The organism is Paraburkholderia bonniea, from assembly GCF_009455625.1.
GTDB lineage: Bacteria > Pseudomonadota > Gammaproteobacteria > Burkholderiales > Burkholderiaceae > Paraburkholderia > Paraburkholderia bonniea.
Window position 1 is genome coordinate 3,104,713 of sequence record NZ_QPEQ01000001.1, and the last position, 15,448, is coordinate 3,120,160.

Genomic DNA, 15,448 nt, shown 5'->3' on the forward strand with positions numbered 1-15,448 from the left:
GGGCAGCGAGTGCGACGGCCCGTGGCCCAAGCCCAGACGTGCGGCTGAGCCAGCGTCCACCGAATATCAGACCCCGGCATCAACCTGGGCACGCAGCCAGAGCCAAGCGCACAGTTGCGCCAGCCGCCACGCGCCCGCCCCATTTACACCGAGCGCAAGCAGCCAGCCACCACAAGCGCTCGTCCTCACGCCCTCTCACCCGCGCCATTCAAACCGCACGCCAGCCGCCACGAAACCACGCTGCCAGCCGTTCGCCTTGCCGCGAGAATCCGTGCAGCGCCTTTTGCTCCGCCCGGACGGGCAGCGCAAACGACACCTGCGCCTCGGCAGCTCCTTCCACGCTCAGCCACAGCCGTTCACCGCGCCGCAGATACAGCGTATGGCCCGGCGCGAGCCAGTAATCTTCGAAATCGTCGCTGCGCGTGACCCAAACCGCGCCGCCTTGAGGCGTCAAACTCGTGCTGTGCGTGACCATCATGGGCACGGTCTCTCCGGCCCTGATTTCAAACGTGATACTTGAGGAAATTTCTCGCATGACACCCTCCGCCAAAAATCGTGTGATGCCTACAATCCTAGACAGCACAAGCGCCGCAGCAAAACGATCAAATTTCACGCAAATGTGAGAAAAACTACGATGGACCTGAGACAACTCCCCGCCCTGAATGCCATCAAGGCTTTCGAAGCCGCCGCGCGCTATGAGAGCTTTTCGCGCGCCGCTGATGAGCTGTTCGTCACCCATGGCGCGGTCAGCCATCAGATCCGGGCACTCGAAGCGGAATTGGGGGTGTCGCTGTTCGCCCGCTCGGGCAAGCGCGTGCAGCTCACCGATATTGGCCGTCGCTATGCATTACAGGTACGGGCCGCGCTGATGGCCCTGGCGGATGCCACCCGCGAAATTCGCGCAGGCGACCGGGAACGGCGGCTGGTGGTGTCGATGCTGTCGTCCTTCGCCGCACGCTGGGTAACGCCTCGCATTGGCCGGTTTATCGAAGCGCATCCGCAATGGGATCTGGAATTGCTCTCGGTGAATGCGCTCGCGGATTTTTCCCGCGACGATATCGACGTCGCCATCCGCTTTGGCTTCGGTACCTATCCGGGCCTGCATGTGGAGCTCTTGCTAGAAGAGATTTTCTTTCCGGCCTGCGCGCCGGATTTTAACGGCGGCGTGCTGCCGCAAACGCCAGCTGATCTGGCCCATGTGCCGCTGCTGCGCTCGGATGACGAACTATGGCGTCCATGGTTTAACGCTGCGGGCCTGACCGACTGGCCCGAGCCCAAGCGCGGTGTGCTGTATCAGGATTCATCGAACCTGCTGCAGGCGGCGATTGATGGCCAGGGCGTCGCGCTCACCCGGCGTTCGCTGGCGATGCATGCGATCGCGGAAGGCCGGCTGGTGCGGCTATTTGATATCGACGGGCCTAGCCCGTGGCAATACTTTTTCATCTGCTCGCCGCAGATGATGCAAACGGCGCGGGTGAAGGCCTTCCGGGATTGGGTCTTTAGCGAAGTAGCGCGCTTCAAGCTGCTGTTCGAGCGCGCCTGCGCCGACAGTGCGGATGGTGCCAATGGCACAGCAAGCGGCGCAAAAGAGAAATAAAACGCAACGCGCCTACAGCACCGCTTTCACCATCGGGTGCCCGGTCAACGCGCGGTAAATATCGTCGAGATGATCGCGGCTCAGTGCCCGAACCGTCACCGTGAGACCGGTGTAACTACCGCTGCCCGATGGACGGGCTTCCATGTTTTCTGGGGCAAAGCCGTCATCGAACTGCTGGATTAAAGCCGCAATGGTGTCCCTGAATTCAGGGTGTGATTTGCCCATCACCTTGATCGGAAAATCACAGGGAAATTCAAATAATGATTCGTACACGGGAAATCCTTGATGCTGCGCCGCGCCTCGCGCACAGCGATTCATGTGGCAGGCGCGGCAACCATCTAGCCATCAGGCCATTGGCCCAGCGCGGGCTTACTTCTTCTTGTTGAACATCAGCATGATGGAATCCCACATGCGGCCGGCAATCCCTGCTTGCGGCACGGCCTGCAACGCGACCACCGGGAATTGCGCGAGGGTTTTGCCATCCACGATGACCTTCGCCGTGCCCACTGCCTGACCATCGGCAAGCGGTGCCACCAACGGGCTGGTCACTTCGATTTGCGGCTTGATCTTGTCGCCCACACCCTTCGGCACGGTGATGTATTGATCGGCCTTCACCCCAAGTTTCACCGTTCCTTGCGTGCCCTTGTAGACGCGCGGCGTTTCGATGGCCTGGCCCGCCTGATAGATGCGCACGGTGTCATACGCGGTATAGCCGTAGTTCAGCATCTTCATGCTGTCCTGCACGCGGTCGTGCTCCTTCACCTCGCCCATCATCACCGTCACCAGACGACGTGAGGCATCGGTTGAACCCGGCAGCGGACGCTTGGCGGTTGCGATCAGGCAAAAACCCGCCGCCTTGGTATGCCCTGTTTTCAGGCCATCGACGGTCGAATCAAGCCACAGCAAGCGGTTGCGGTTGGGCTGCTTGATCTTGTTGTAGGTGAATTCCTTCACCGAGAAGATGTTGTAGTAATCAGGGAAATCGCGGATCAAACGGGTGGAAAGCACCGCCAGATCGCCTGCCGTGGTGTAGTGCTCCGGGTCAGGCATGCCGTTCACGTCGGTGAAATGCGTGTGCTTCATGCCAAGGCGCGCAGCTTCGGTATTCATCATGTTGACGAACTGGGCCTCGCTGCCGCCAACCAGTTCAGCCAGCGCAATCGCGGCGTCGTTGCCGGACTGCACGATCATCCCGTACACCAAGTCATGCACCGTGACCGGCTTGTTGGCTTCGATGAACATGCGTGATTCGTCGTTGCGCACCCGGCGGACGGCTTCGCTGGGCAGAACCGTCTGCTCCATCGTGATTTTCTTGCTCTTCAGCGCTTCGAACACCAGGTAAGCGGTCATCAGCTTGGTCAGCGAAGCGGGTTCAACCCGTTCGTCTGCGTTACCGGATGCCAGCACCTGATTGGCCGTGGCATCCACCAGCACCCATGAGCGGGCGTTGACGGCAGGCGGCGGCACTTGTGCGAACGCCGCACTCGCGGCTAGCGTCGCGGGCAGCAGCAGCGCCAGCGTCACCGCGCGATGCATGGCTTGAGGAGCAAAAGAAAGGGACGGTGAATAGCCAGGGAGAGGAAAGCGCATAGGTTCGATTCGGGCAGAAAGATGAGCCGCGCACAGGGCGCGCAGTTTGGAAGAGCCGGTCGGCGAGCGTGTCGCACGGCGCAGTGAAAGCAGAAAAAACTCACCGTGTGCGCCGCGCGAAGTCCGTTGGACTGGCGGCCGGATGATCGGTTCGCACTACGTTGCTACATTGTTACGAGCGTAGTCAGATGGCTTGCGGCGTGAAGGCCTGCTTGAACCTGAGCCAGTCAGATTACGCCTGAAAAAGAGCGCCATTATACGCATGCACACGCTGCGTCCAGCGTCAGGCGAGCCATGAACCGGCCCTGCACCGAAGTGGCACGATCGCCCAGGAAGCCCGCACGTAGCCGCTAGAAAGCATACCGAAGCAAGCAGATTCAGTGCCAGGCATCGACGACGATGCGCTTCAGGATGTGCAGCTTGCGATGCAGGAAATGCTCCGCGCCCGGGATCACCACCACCGGCAGTTCCTGCGGCTGGGCCCAGTCAAAAACTGACTGAACCGGCACGGTTTCGTCGATCTCCCCGTGAATCACCAGCGTGTTCGATGGCACCGGCGCGACCTCCCAGCGGCTCGTGGCGGTGCCGACCAGCACCATGCGCTCAAGCGCGTGGCCCTCGGCAAGCAGCCGCGCTGCAACATGCGACACCACGAAGGTGCCAAACGAAAAGCCCGCCAGCACCAGTGGCAGGTCAGCCTGGCCTGGCTGTGCCCGCATATGGTCGAGCACCGCCCACAGATCATCACGCTCGCCAACGCCGTTATCGTGCTCACCTTCGGTCGCCCCCACGCCGCGAAAATTCGTCCGGTACGTCACGTAGTTCAGTTGCGTCAGCGTGCGCGCCAGTGTCTGTGCCACCTTGTTATCCATCGTGCCGCCGAAGAGCGGATGTGGATGCGCGACAAGCGCTATGCCGCGCGGCGCGGCCTGATGCTCGCGGGTGTCGTCAGGCAGATCACAAGCGACTTCAATCTTGCCCACCGGGCCATCAAGCAGAAATTTTTTCGTGTGCGGGTTCATCGTGTGACTGGATTGGGTTGCGGCTGGGTTGGGTGACGTGGCAGCTTACTGGTCGATTTTCAGGCGCTGGACCACCTTGCCGTGCTGTAGATGAGATTCGACGATTTCGTCGATATCGGTTTCGTCGATATAGGTGTACCAGGTGCCTTCCGGGTAAATCACCAGCACCGGGCCTTCCTCGCAGCGGTCGAGACAACCGGCCTTGTTGATCCGCACCTGGCCGGGGCCCGCGAGGCCTAGTTGCTTCACGCGCTTTTTCGCGTATTCCTGCATCGCCTGGGCGTTGCAGTTCGCGCAGCTCGGGCGCTCAGCGCCCGGTTCGCGCTGGTTCAGACAAAAGAAAACGTGATGTTTGTAGAAGGAATCCATGGGGGTTTCCACTGCGGAAAAAAGAAGGACAAAAAAAGCGTCGCCGAAGCAGCAGGAAGCGCAAGGGTGCGGTGGATTATAGCCAGCGAGGCAAAGGCGTGAGGGCGGGCCTCGGCCGCTCAGGTGAAGTCCGTACAGCACAAAAACCGCTCTGCGCTCGCTTTGGCTTTGGCTTTGGCTTTGGCTTTGGCTTTGGCTTTGGCTTTGGCTTTGGCTTTGGCTTTGGCTTGGCTTTGGCTTTGGCTTTGGCTTTGGCTTTGGCTTTGGCTTCGGCTTCGGCTTCGGCTTTGGCTTTGGCTTTGGCTTTGGCTTTGGCTTTGGCTTTGGCTTCGGCTTCGGCTTCGGCTTTGGCTTTGGCTTTGGCTTTGGCGCAGCCTCTAACCTCTGCCGCGCCACCGCTTCAGCCAGGTGCGCTCCACCGCGAACGCGAGCCATGCCAGCGCGGCGTAAGGCCAGATCCATGCCAGCCAGCGCGTTAGCCCGTTGAAATGGATGTAACGCCCCTGACGCCAGTCCGCCAGCACCACGTCGAAGTACGGATTGAGCGGCAGCAGATTCACCAGCACCAGCGCCACGCTCAATGCCAGCGCGGCGAATGCGGCGCGCCACGTGGCGCGCAAACGCAGCGTCAAGGCCAGCACGACGGCCCCCCACGCCACACCCCAGCGCGCACCGGGCGTCATCCAGTCGAACACCAGCCCCACGCGCGACTGCAAACAGCTCACCCCCATCTTGACCAGCAGCGTCAGCACGATCAGCCCCAGCAGCAAACGCACTCGCGGCGCGCGCGCGCGCATCGCCAACGAGGCCAGCGTGCCCGCCGCGAACAGATTAAGCCCGGTCACGAGCGCTTCCCATCCGGCATCGGGCAGCATCGCTTGCAACGTCAGCGGCCACGTCATGGGTTGCCAGCTCTCCGGCAGCCAGCGGAACAGCGCGTCTTGCATCACCGGATCAACACGCAGCCACAACACGCGCGGCCAGTCGCCAGTGCCAAACAGAAAAGGCGTCGGAAAAATCGCCGCAAACGGCCATAGCAGCGCGAAGCCAAGCAACGCGGTGGCCTCACGTTCAAACCACAGAAAGCGCAAGCGCCGCAACCAGCCACGGTCCAGCAGCGCGCTCGCGGCAGGCGCGGCCAGCACCGCGCCAAGCAGCGCACCGAGCGCGTTGGCCGCGAGATCGAGATTCGATGCGACCCGGGTCGGCAGCCAGGTTTGCCCCGCTTCCATCACGCCTGACAACAATCCCCCCAAGCTCAGCGCCAACAGCACCGCGAAGCCGCCGCGCCAGCGTGGATACAGCGCCAGCACCAGCAATGCGCCAAACGGCATATAGCCGAGCACATTAGTGACGATATCGAAGGCAGTCAGATAAGACGAAAGAGGGTCATCCAGATACGCGAAGGGACCAATACCGAGCGAGCGCCAACCGTAAAACGGGTACCACGAGGCATAGACAATCAACGCGGTATACAGCGCCAGCGCCTGGCGTGCCAGAGCAGACGGGCGACGTTGCCACGGACGCGGGTTCATCGCGCCGCTGGTGCCAGTGGTGCCGCTAGTACCGCTGGTGCGCCGGAAGAAACTGCGCGGTGGGCGCTAGCCTGGCGCGGCAGCCGAAGCGGGGCCTTCGGCAAAAAAAAGCGCAGTAGCGGGTGCGGGGTGCGCGATTTCATCAGCATGCCGATGGCTTTACGGCGTCGCCGCAACCGGTGAACGCGCCGGCATCTGCGCGCTAACCCAAACGGCAATTTGCGCGACCAGATCGGCACTCGCCGCCGCCAGCGCCTGTGCGCCGCCTGCGGCATCGGGCGTGCTCGCGGGAGCGCGCGCGATAAACGTGCGCTGGCCCAGCACTACGCCCTCACTGAGCAACGTGACGCGGGCACTCACCGCGCCATGGCTTTGCGCACGGCCATCAAAAATTTGTTCAAACTCATCCAGGCTGACCTTCAGCATCGGCGCGCGCACTCCGTCGCTGCCGTTCAGCACGGGGCCATGCGCGCTTAGCGCCATCCGCAGACGCTGCGTCAGCAATTGCGCTGGCGGCATGGTCCAGCGGCTATTCACATAAGCGCTCGTTTGCTGCGCGTCGACATAGCCGAGCCGATAGATCATCTTGTCGGTTTCAAGCGTAGTAGGCGCAACCATATCGAGCACTTTCACCGCAGGCAGCGTGCCGGCTGTTACTGGAGGGGAAGGCGGGCCCAGGTCATAGCGGAGATTCGACAGCGCAGCCGGTGTGCCAGCACACCCAGCCAGCAGCACCAGCCCGGCCAGCGCCGCACCGGCACTCAGGCGACGCCCAGACACGCCAGACACAACAGAGCAAAAAAATCGCATGGCAGAGTTTTCCTTGAACCTTGAAATCAGGGGGCTGCCTGCTGGCTAGCCGGTGTACCGGCAGGCCAGGCAAAACCTGGCTCGCCGGGGCCCGGTGTCGCGCGCGGCACACCAAACAACACGCTGCGGGGGTTGCTGCTGAAGGTATCGCCCGCCCGATTGACCGAACGCGCGGCGGTGCGCACCTCTTCCGCCATCCGGTTGATGCGCGGCAGGCTCTCGTAGCCCACCTGCGCGGATAGCTCCTGCAAAGTCGTATCCATCGACGTCAACGCGACACCCGCGCGTTCCGCCGCCGCGCCCACCTTGTTCAGATTGACGGTGAACGGTCCATCCGGCCGGTTCAGGTCCGCGACGAACTGGCTGGTGGTGGCCAGCGTGTGATCCAGTTGGTTCAGCGTCGCGGGCAACTGGCCCGCCGCGGGGCTCAGTTGCCGGGTCAGCGTGGCCACGCCATCGGCGGCATGCTGCAAGCTCGCCGCCGTAGCGAGCAATTGCTGCCGGGTATCTTCCGCGAGCATGCGGTCGGCATCGGTAGCGACTTTTTCCAGCTTGCTCAGCAACACATCGCCGCGCTTTTGCAGTTGATCCAGCAGCCCAGGGCGCAGCGGCAATTGCGCTACCTGCTTGTTCGTGGACAAAAGCCGTGGCGAATCGCGCGCGCTGTCATCCAGTTGTACGAAGGCTATGCCGGTCACGCCCTGAAATCCAAGGCTGCCGTAAGTGGTTTGCGTCACCGGCGTGGTCTTGTCCACCATGATGCGGATCACGATTTGCCCCGGATGCTCGGAGTCAAAGCGGATCGACTGCACCTTGCCAACACTGAGCCCGCGATAGCGTACCGACGCGCCCGTCGAGAGCCCTGTCACATTGGTGCGCGCAATCAGGTCATAGGGCATACGCACCGCACGATCGACGTTGAACAGGAACGCCGCCACGGCAATCGCCCCCGCCAGCAGCACCGTAAAAAGTCCCGCCCAGAAGGCATGTGCCTTGTTTTCCATAATCAGCTTCCCTGGTTCACAGCGGTAGGTCGGAGGATGCCGCTTCAAGCGCCGCAGGCGGCAGCTTCGCGCGGCGCTCGGGCGGCAGCGCCTGCAGCGCGCGGCGGCCACGGCGACCCAGAAAAAATTCACGGATGAACGGATGATCGACTGCCGCCGCTTCTTCGAGCGGCGCGGCCACCAGCACCCGGCGCTCAGCCAGCACGGCCACCCGCGTTGATAGCGCGGTCATCGTGTCGAGATCGTGCGTCACCATCACGACCGTCAGACCGAGCGCGCCGCGCAACGTATCAATCAGTTCGACGAATTCATCCGAAGCCTGCGGATCAAGCCCCGCCGTTGGCTCATCAAGAAACAGCAACTCTGGTTCGAGCGCGATCGCCCGCGCAATGCCAACCCGCTTCACCATCCCGCCCGACAGCGCGGCAGGCATCTTCGACGCATGCTTGCACGGCAAGCCGACCATCTGCAGCTTGAGCATCACGATGTCGCGCAGCAGGTCTTCTGGCACCTGGCCTAGCTCGCGCAATGGCTGGGCGATGTTGTCGAACACCGACAGCGAGGAGAACAGCGCGCCATGCTGAAACAACATGCCTAAACGGCTGCGCATCAGACGCGCGGAAACGGGATCAATAGTTAGCGTGTCTTCGCCAAAGACCTTGATGGTGCCCGACGATTGCTGCTCAAGACCGAGGATCTGCCGCAGCAACGAGGTTTTTCCCGAACCCGAACCACCAACCAGCGAGACAATCTCGCCCCGCCAGACATCGAGATTCAAATGCTGATGCACCAGATTGCGCCCATAACGCTTGGTCAGATCGCGCACTTCAATCACGGCTTCGGCATGACGCGGCGCAGCCGGGCTAGCGGCAGCGGCGGAGCCCGGAGGGGTCGGGGTAACAGAAGGCGTCGCCATTAAATCCCCACGCTCTGGAACAGAATCGCAAACACCGCATCCGCCAGAATCACCACGGTGATGGAGGTCACCACCGAGGTGGTCGTGCCATCGCCCAGGCTCTGCGAATTCGCCTTGATGCGAAAGCCAAAATGACAGCCGACGATGGCAATCAGCATGCCGAACACCACGCCCTTGCCCAGCCCGATCCACAGATTCATCACCGGCACGACATTGGGCAGAGCGCGGGCGAAATACGTCATGTCGATACCCAGCGCCACCTTCGCAGCCAGTGCCCCGCCGGTGAGCGCGATGAGATTGGTCCACATCACGAGCAAGGGCATCGCCACCGCCAGCGCGATGACGCGCGGCAAAATCAGCCGCAGCCCGTGCGGAATGCCCATCACGCGCATCGCATCCAGCTCTTCGGTCACCCGCATCACGCCGATCTGCGCGGTGATGGCCGAACCCGAGCGCCCCGCCACCAGAATCGCCGCCAGCACCGGCCCGAGCTCGCGGATCACCGAAAGCCCGAGGATATTCACGATGTATTGATTGGCCCCGAAAAGCCGCAACTGCTGCGCTGACAGATAACTCAGCACGATGCCGATCAGAAACGCCACCAGCGCGGTAATCGGCAACGCCTTGGCTCCCGCGCTATAAACGTTGGCGGAAATCTCGGTCCAGGGGATGGTTTTTGGATGACGCACGATGGACAGCAAATCCAGCACGAAGCGGCCAAACATCGCAATGCCACCGTACAGATGCTCCAGCAGCGAAAAAATGCCGAGGCCGAGCTGGGTGAATGGATTGATGCGCGGAACGGGCTCAGCGGCCGTGCCTGTCTGGTCCAACTGGGCGACGCGCTCGAAGATCGCGCGCTGGGTGCCAGTCAGCGTGACCTCAGCGGGAAAGCGCCGCCCCCAGACACGCCATAGCGCCTGAGCGCCAACGTGGTCGATACGTTCGACCAGAGATAAATCCCAGTATTGAATGGCTTGCGAAGCCAGGCCGCGCAAGCGCAGCACGGTGCCGCTACGTGCACGGTCGCGTGCCAGGGCAAGCGCGGTCCATTGGCCCGACAACCGCACGATCGTGCCCTGGCTGCCTGCCGCGACATCGAGGCCGGGCGGAGTGTCGTAGTTCAAAATCGCCTGGTTCGGTTCGGTTAGCGAAAGAGCGGCCATTGTAACGAAGGCCTGCCGTAACAACCTGGTAAGCAGACTGATCGCTACAATACGCGCCATGAATGCCCCCACCTCCCCCTCCAGCGCCCCCAGCGCAGACGACTGGCGCATCAACCGCGAGCGCGCCATCGCCCTGTTTGGCCCAGCGGCACACGACTGGCCCGTCGAAATCGTCGACGAAACGGGCTCCACCAACGCCGATCTGATGGCGCGCCTCAAAGCGCTGCCGCGCCGCGCCAACGCACTGACGCGGCCCATCGTGCGCGTCGCGTATCTGCAAACCGCTGGCCGTGGCCGCCGTGGCCGCGCCTGGTACGCCGAGCCCGGCAATGCCCTGCTGTTTTCGGTAGCCTGCGTACTGCCACGGCCACTCGAAGAACTCGCCGGGCTGAGCCTGGCGTTAGGAGTGGCGCTGGTAGACGGGCTACGCTCACTGCCACTGGCTCAGCCCGGGCAAATTGCGCTGAAATGGCCCAATGACGTGCTGCTGGAAGGCGACAAACTCGCAGGCATCCTGATTGAAACCGCGTGGAGCACGGCTAGCGCCAGCGCAGTGGTAATCGGCATCGGCACCAACGTCAAAGGCGCATCCGAGCTGGCGAGCAAAATCAGCGCGTTCAACGTCAACGCCCCCATCCCCGGCACCGCGCCCACGGCGCTCTCGCGCGTCCTTCCCACAGCCAACCTGACCGACACACTCGCGGCCGAACTCAACGCGCTCGAACCCGCACTGCAACGCTTCGGCCAAAGCGGCTTCACGCCGTTCCAGGGACGCTGGAACGCCTGCCACGCCTATGCTGGCCGCGAAGTCGCGTTGTTTGAACAGGGCGTTGAAATTGCCCGAGGCATCGCGGCGGGGGTGGACCTACGCGGACAATTGCTGCTCGACACCCCCACCGGCCGCCAGACGATTGCCACTGGCGATGTCTCGCTACGACTGGCAACGGAGCCGGGTATTGCATGACGCACTCCGCGCCTTTTTTACTGATCGACGCGGGCAACAGCCGCGTTAAATGGGCGCTGGCACAAGCTGACGGCCGCCAGATCCAGACCGGCGCGTTCACTCACGATGCGGCAGCGGCCGCCAACCCGCTCGACGGCAATGTGTCGGCCAGCACCGCCAGCATGGGTATCCCGGCGTGGCAAGCACTGCCCCAGCCCGGCAGCGCATGGCTCTCTAACGTGGCAGGCGCGGCCGTCGCGCAACGCCTTGATGCGCTGCTTGAGGCCCACTGGCCTAGCTTGCCGCGCACGACCATCCGCGCTCGCGCACAACAATGCGGCGTGACCAACGGCTACGCGACCCCATCAACGCTCGGCAGCGACCGCTGGGCGGGACTGATTGGCGCACGTGCGACGTTTCCGCACGAGCCGCTGTTACTGGCGACGATCGGCACGGCGACGACACTCGAAGCGTTACGCGCCGACGGCACCTTTATCGGCGGCCTGATCGCGCCAGGCTGGTCACTGATGATGCGCTCGCTCGGCGAACACACAGCCCAGTTGCCCACGCTCGACGCCCACGCCGCACGCGGCCTGCTAAGCGGCGACCCGCAACACGGCCCATGGTTTGCCACCGATACTCCACGCTCGCTGTCCGCAGGCTGCGCGCTGGCGCAAGCCAGCCTGATCGAACGGATGTGGCGCGATCTGGCGCAGGAATGGCAAGCGCCCGTGCGCCTGGTGTTAAACGGTGGCGGCGCCGATGAGGTCAGCGCCGTACTGCGTGTGCCGTACACCCGGCATGATTCGCTAGTGCTATCAGGCCTCGCGCTGATCGCCACTGAGACGGCGAGCGCCCAGCGCGTCTGAAACCAACTCACCCCGGCCCCAATCTCTTCTTATGTCCGTTATTTTTTGCTGGAGTTTTCAACCATGCTGCGCTGGCTAATCGTTATTTTGCTTCTCGCCAACCTGGGCGCGTTCGCCGCCGTGCGCGGCGCATTCGGCCCGCTGCCATCGGCCAGCCCGCGTGAAACGCAGCAGTTGAACCGCCAGATACATCCAGACTGGCTCAGAGTACAGGCGCTATCGGCCGCCGAAGCCGCCGACCAGGTGGTGGTTGGCAGCCCGATGCCTGAGGCACCGGTGGCGGCGTCAACTGTGTCGCCTTAGAGCGTGACAGGCACTTCGAATGAGACCTGGTAGCGTGGCGTTATACGTTTGCAAATCAGGATTGCCGTGATCGTTGTGCCTATAGCCTGCTCGTCGTAGCGGTGTTCGGTTCTGCCAGTCCGTACCATCTCGTGGCTCTACACCCGTAGCCATGCGCTTCAGTCTGTCCATCCACCGTCAAGTTCATCTGCGCCATCTGGTCTGATTTACCCCCATAAGCGACAACCCCAGCACCGCTGGGGTTGTCGCTTCATATTGACTTGCCCTGGAATTTTCGGACCAGCTGAAACTTGAGAGATGGCTTCCAACGGAGAAGGGAGTCATGAAAAAGAGCCGGTTTAGCGACGAGCAGAGGGTCACGATTCTGCGTGAGGCAGACAAGTCGCCAGTCGCCGAGGTCGCAAAGAAGCACGGAATCAGCGAGCAGACGATCTACAACTGGCGGTAGCATTTCGGCGCTCTGGAGACGGCCGATGTGAAGCGGCTCAAGCAACTCGAGCAGGAGAACGCGCGGTTGAAGAAGATGGTGGCGGAGCGGGTCTCGAACTGGACGTGATGAAAGAGATCAACGCAAAAAAGTGGTGAGCGCGCCCGCGCGTCGCCAGCAGGTTGCCTATGCAAAGTCACGGGGCCCGTCGGAACGACGTGCGTGCGCGCGGATGTCCGTCGCGCGATCAGCGTTGCGCTACGAATCGAAGCTTGTTGAGCGGGACGCGCCTGTGCTCGCGGCCATGGGCATCCTGTCGGCGCAATATCCGCGCTATGGTTAGCGCCGCATTCAGATCTTTCTGGGGCGCCAGGGTCACGAGATGAGTGCGGACCGGGCGTGGCGACTGTGGCGTCTTGCTGGCCTGCAGGTGCCGCGCAAGCGTTCGCGCAGGCGCGTTTCGGTTCGTCGCTCCCGTCCACGGCCGGCGACGGCTGCCCGGCATGTCTGGGCGTATGACTTCGTATTCGATGCCTGCGCGAACGGCCAGCAATTGAAGTGTCTGACGGTGATCGACGAGTACACGCGTGAGAGCCTGGCGCTTGACGTTGCAGGATCAATCCGCTCGAAGCGCGTCATCGAAGTGCTCTCGCAACTGATCAGTGTTCACGGTGCGCCACGCTATCTACGTTCAGACAACGTTCTAAATGCAAGCGGAATGTACAGCGCAAGGTAAAGCGTATCCGCGCGCACGCCGGGGTGCGGTGCGCGACGATTCAAAGAACGAACTACATCCAGCCAGTGGTTCCGCAGCCGCGCGGAGGCAAAGGTCGTGATCGAACAGTGGCGGTGCCACTCCAATGCGATCCGGCCGCATTCAAGTCTGGCGTACCTGACGCCCGACGAGTTCAAGCAGCGGCATTGTTCAACTGAAGCAACCAAGGCCGTTCTCCAAGATTGAAATGGCCCGAAGAAATCAGGCAGGTCACTTTCAGCAGTGCTCTAACGAGAACCGTAAAGACTTGCCTTTTTATTCGTGGCTTAAACTCTCCGGGCGATGGCTTGAACTGGCCAGATTTAAAGCAAATCATCGCGCGATAATTGAAGTCCACGACGATAAAATCATTATTACGCCGCTTCCTAAAGCACGGCGGTAAAACAACAAACCCGGCAATTTCCGGGTTTGTTGTTTCTGCTCCAATTTTTATCGTTGGAATGCCATCCTTATTCCGTCTCATGCCGCCAGGCAAACTCAATCACCCTCATGCCATGTGATGAATTTGGCGCATGGAAGTTAAAACGTGACGCATCAGACTAAAAAAGTGGAGCATGGGACTAAAAGCGCGGCACATGAAGCTTATAGCTCGGCGCGTGAGGCTTAGAACTCGGTGCATCGGGCTTTTAGCTCGGCGTTCGCGGCCTTTCAAGCTCGGCACATGGAAGCTTTAACGCTGCGCACGGGAGTTTTAGTTCGGAGCCTGGGTTTTTTGGCTCGACGCACGAGGCTTCGAAGCTTCGCGCCTGACTCTTTGACAGTGACGCGTGACGCTTTAACGCTCGATGCATGACGCGTTGAAGCCTGACACATGACGCTTTGGACTCGGCGCTCGAAGCGTTGAGCTTGGCGCACGAGCCTTTATTAGACGGCTTTAGGGTTATTCGGGCTGAGCTTCGGCTTTCTTGGGGTGCCGGTTGATTTAAACCATATCGATACGGCTACGAGTGACGGAATTTCGACCACGCAAACAACATAAAAACCAGTGACAACAAAGTTCCGCGGACAAACACACTCTTCTCGTCTACCAATCCCAATAGCTCGACAAAGCTTAATTTTTCATAGCACCCGTCTACAAAGGCGCAGCTAGTTAATAGGCCAACAACCCAGGCAATAGCTACTGTCGCCCAACAAATTATCAAGCTGCATATAAAAATTATCAGAAGCTTTTTCATTTTTCGCCTTGATTTTTTGATTTAACGGAATCGCATGCTTTATTGAATACCTCTTGTCCTAAACCTCCAACTCCAGAACCAAAGATCACAGGCAGATTGTTTTGATTAAGTATGTTCCATCCGCTATTCGACCATATGCCAGTAGATGCCCAGTTTTGAGTATTGATAGTTGGTTTGAGAGCGTTATTAATGCCTGATTCACCGAATTTTCCTACTCCATAACCCAGGCTTGATAGCACGCCGCTAATAATCGCAGTACCCATAACGCTATCGTTCTTGCCCTGCAAGAAGTTATTCAAGGCAGTCGTAGCAGCGCCCCCGGCGGTATTAACGCCCACGTTCCACAGCAGCCCGCCATAGGCGCCCGCGTAACCCGTCGCAAAGCTGGCTGCTACATCAGTCGGATTGATTTGGCCGTTTTGGTAATACTGCGAACCCGCGTTGATCCCCGCGCTAATCGCCCCTGTCCCCACGGGGGCGGCCCACGTAGTTGAGCCAAGCGCTCCGGCAGAACTCAGAATTGGCGCACCCGGAAGGGTCGCCACAGGGCCAAGCAGCCCAAGACCCGCAGCGCCTACCGCCGCGCCCCAGGTCATCTGTGTATAGGCATCGCGATACGCCTGCTCGCGATTGACTGAATTGGCGATGTCCTGTGCCCCAGACGCATTCGTCACGCCCGCGTACCCCGCGTACATATTCGGATTCGCCTTCTGATCAGGCGTGGCATAGAACATATAACCCGGCCCGCTGGCACCATCGGCGGGCAGCATGCCGTGCGCTTGTCCCAGGAACGCGCTGGCGTTCTGGTCCCATGCGCCAGGCGAGCCGTTTTGCACTTGTCGATTCGCTTGCGCAGTCAACTCACTTGCCGCTTGCTCGACAGAAATGCCTCGCCGCTTTGCGTAAGCCGCAGCTTTGTCGCCAACCCACTTCTTCTCCTCAGGGTG

At 61.2% G+C, this 15,448-nt stretch carries 16 protein-coding genes and 1 pseudogene; 5 read left to right on the top strand and 12 right to left on the bottom strand.

The annotated features are described in order from the left end of the window. Positions 1–208: 208 nt before the first annotated feature. Positions 209–535 (bottom strand): DUF2917 domain-containing protein, encoded by a 327-nt coding sequence (locus GH656_RS13655; RefSeq protein WP_153076434.1) that lies wholly within the window; start codon positions 533–535, stop codon positions 209–211. 99 nt (positions 536–634) lie between these two features. Between GH656_RS13655 and GH656_RS13660 the strand changes: the two genes are divergently transcribed. Beyond that, positions 635–1,597, top strand: coding sequence for a transcriptional regulator GcvA (locus GH656_RS13660; protein WP_153076435.1), 963 nt, complete (start codon positions 635–637; stop codon positions 1,595–1,597). A gap of 12 nt (positions 1,598–1,609) precedes the next feature. Here the strand turns inward: GH656_RS13660 and GH656_RS13665 are convergent, their stop codons facing one another. The 9 genes from GH656_RS13665 to GH656_RS13710 form a co-directional block, all read right to left on the bottom strand. Next, the gene (locus tag GH656_RS13665; protein WP_153076436.1) at positions 1,610–1,915 is read right to left on the bottom strand and encodes a DUF493 family protein; all 306 of its coding nucleotides are present in this window, start codon (positions 1,913–1,915) and stop codon (positions 1,610–1,612) included. Between the two features lie 51 nt (positions 1,916–1,966). After that, the gene (locus tag GH656_RS13670; protein WP_174769757.1) at positions 1,967–3,187 is read right to left on the bottom strand and encodes a D-alanyl-D-alanine carboxypeptidase family protein; all 1,221 of its coding nucleotides are present in this window, start codon (positions 3,185–3,187) and stop codon (positions 1,967–1,969) included. Between the two features lie 377 nt (positions 3,188–3,564). After that, positions 3,565–4,209 carry an alpha/beta hydrolase gene (locus tag GH656_RS13675; RefSeq protein WP_153076437.1) on the bottom strand — a complete coding sequence of 215 codons (645 nt, stop codon included), beginning with the start codon at positions 4,207–4,209 and terminating at the stop codon, positions 3,565–3,567. Between the two features lie 45 nt (positions 4,210–4,254). Further along, a complete protein-coding gene (locus GH656_RS13680) occupies positions 4,255–4,578 on the bottom strand; it encodes a (2Fe-2S) ferredoxin domain-containing protein (RefSeq protein ID WP_153076438.1) in 324 nt (107 codons plus the stop codon). 377 nt (positions 4,579–4,955) lie between these two features. After that, entirely contained in the window at positions 4,956–6,113 is a 1,158-nt protein-coding gene (locus tag GH656_RS13690) for a VanZ family protein (RefSeq protein ID WP_153076440.1), read from the bottom strand. Between the two features lie 159 nt (positions 6,114–6,272). Next, positions 6,273–6,923, bottom strand: a complete 651-nt coding sequence (locus GH656_RS13695; RefSeq protein WP_153076441.1) for an ABC-type transport auxiliary lipoprotein family protein — start codon at positions 6,921–6,923, stop codon at positions 6,273–6,275. Positions 6,924–6,949: 26 nt separating this feature from the next. Further along, positions 6,950–7,927, bottom strand: a complete 978-nt coding sequence (locus GH656_RS13700; RefSeq protein ID WP_153076442.1) for an MlaD family protein — start codon at positions 7,925–7,927, stop codon at positions 6,950–6,952. A 16-nt stretch (positions 7,928–7,943) separates the two neighbouring features. Then, positions 7,944–8,843 (bottom strand): ABC transporter ATP-binding protein, encoded by a 900-nt coding sequence (locus GH656_RS13705; RefSeq protein ID WP_153076443.1) that lies wholly within the window; start codon positions 8,841–8,843, stop codon positions 7,944–7,946. Next, positions 8,843–9,970, bottom strand: a complete 1,128-nt coding sequence (locus GH656_RS13710; protein WP_153076687.1) for an MlaE family ABC transporter permease — start codon at positions 9,968–9,970, stop codon at positions 8,843–8,845. The genes GH656_RS13705 and GH656_RS13710 overlap by 1 nt, the downstream gene beginning before the upstream one ends. 97 nt (positions 9,971–10,067) lie before the next feature. Here GH656_RS13710 and GH656_RS13715 point away from each other — a divergent pair, with 97 nt between their 5' ends. From GH656_RS13715 to GH656_RS13730, 4 genes and pseudogenes are all read left to right on the top strand, one after another. Beyond that, positions 10,068–10,973: a biotin--[acetyl-CoA-carboxylase] ligase gene (locus GH656_RS13715; RefSeq protein ID WP_153076444.1), complete on the top strand. Its 906-nt coding sequence runs from the start codon at positions 10,068–10,070 to the stop codon at positions 10,971–10,973. Beyond that, a complete protein-coding gene (locus GH656_RS13720; protein WP_153076445.1) occupies positions 10,970–11,821 on the top strand; it encodes a type III pantothenate kinase in 852 nt (283 codons plus the stop codon). Before GH656_RS13715 ends, GH656_RS13720 begins: the two co-directional genes overlap by 4 nt. 63 nt (positions 11,822–11,884) lie before the next feature. Next, complete coding sequence (locus GH656_RS13725; protein WP_153076446.1) at positions 11,885–12,124, top strand: hypothetical protein; 240 nt, start codon at positions 11,885–11,887, stop codon at positions 12,122–12,124. Positions 12,125–12,446: 322 nt separating this feature from the next. Then, positions 12,447–13,512, top strand: a pseudogene (locus GH656_RS13730) (IS3 family transposase). Here GH656_RS13730 and GH656_RS17800 read toward each other — a convergent pair. Together GH656_RS17800 and GH656_RS17805 are read right to left on the bottom strand one after the other, a co-directional pair. Continuing rightward, entirely contained in the window at positions 13,460–13,807 is a 348-nt protein-coding gene (locus tag GH656_RS17800) for a hypothetical protein (protein WP_174769758.1), read from the bottom strand. The pseudogene GH656_RS13730 and the gene GH656_RS17800 overlap by 53 nt on opposite strands. A 690-nt stretch (positions 13,808–14,497) precedes the next feature. Beyond that, positions 14,498–15,361 carry a hypothetical protein gene (locus GH656_RS17805; RefSeq protein WP_174769759.1) on the bottom strand — a complete coding sequence of 288 codons (864 nt, stop codon included), beginning with the start codon at positions 15,359–15,361 and terminating at the stop codon, positions 14,498–14,500. Positions 15,362–15,448 lie beyond the last annotated feature (87 nt).

Excerpts from the sequence above, each read along its gene's own strand:
- GH656_RS13705 (WP_153076443.1), bottom strand. The coding sequence starts at position 8,843 with ATGGCGACGCCTTCTGTTACCCCGACCCCTCCGGGCTCCGCCGCTGCC.
- GH656_RS13690 (WP_153076440.1), bottom strand. The coding sequence starts at position 6,113 with ATGAACCCGCGTCCGTGGCAACGTCGCCCGTCTGCTCTGGCACGCCAG.
- GH656_RS13670 (WP_174769757.1), bottom strand. The coding sequence starts at position 3,187 with ATGCGCTTTCCTCTCCCTGGCTATTCACCGTCCCTTTCTTTTGCTCCT.
- GH656_RS13665 (WP_153076436.1), bottom strand. The coding sequence starts at position 1,915 with ATGAATCGCTGTGCGCGAGGCGCGGCGCAGCATCAAGGATTTCCCGTG.
- GH656_RS13680 (WP_153076438.1), bottom strand. The coding sequence starts at position 4,578 with ATGGATTCCTTCTACAAACATCACGTTTTCTTTTGTCTGAACCAGCGC.
- GH656_RS13655 (WP_153076434.1), bottom strand. The coding sequence starts at position 535 with ATGCGAGAAATTTCCTCAAGTATCACGTTTGAAATCAGGGCCGGAGAG.
- GH656_RS13725 (WP_153076446.1), top strand. The coding sequence starts at position 11,885 with ATGCTGCGCTGGCTAATCGTTATTTTGCTTCTCGCCAACCTGGGCGCG.
- GH656_RS13715 (WP_153076444.1), top strand. The coding sequence starts at position 10,068 with ATGAATGCCCCCACCTCCCCCTCCAGCGCCCCCAGCGCAGACGACTGG.
- GH656_RS13675 (WP_153076437.1), bottom strand. The coding sequence starts at position 4,209 with ATGAACCCGCACACGAAAAAATTTCTGCTTGATGGCCCGGTGGGCAAG.
- GH656_RS13660 (WP_153076435.1), top strand. The coding sequence starts at position 635 with ATGGACCTGAGACAACTCCCCGCCCTGAATGCCATCAAGGCTTTCGAA.
- GH656_RS13720 (WP_153076445.1), top strand. The coding sequence starts at position 10,970 with ATGACGCACTCCGCGCCTTTTTTACTGATCGACGCGGGCAACAGCCGC.
- GH656_RS13700 (WP_153076442.1), bottom strand. The coding sequence starts at position 7,927 with ATGGAAAACAAGGCACATGCCTTCTGGGCGGGACTTTTTACGGTGCTG.
- GH656_RS13695 (WP_153076441.1), bottom strand. The coding sequence starts at position 6,923 with ATGCGATTTTTTTGCTCTGTTGTGTCTGGCGTGTCTGGGCGTCGCCTG.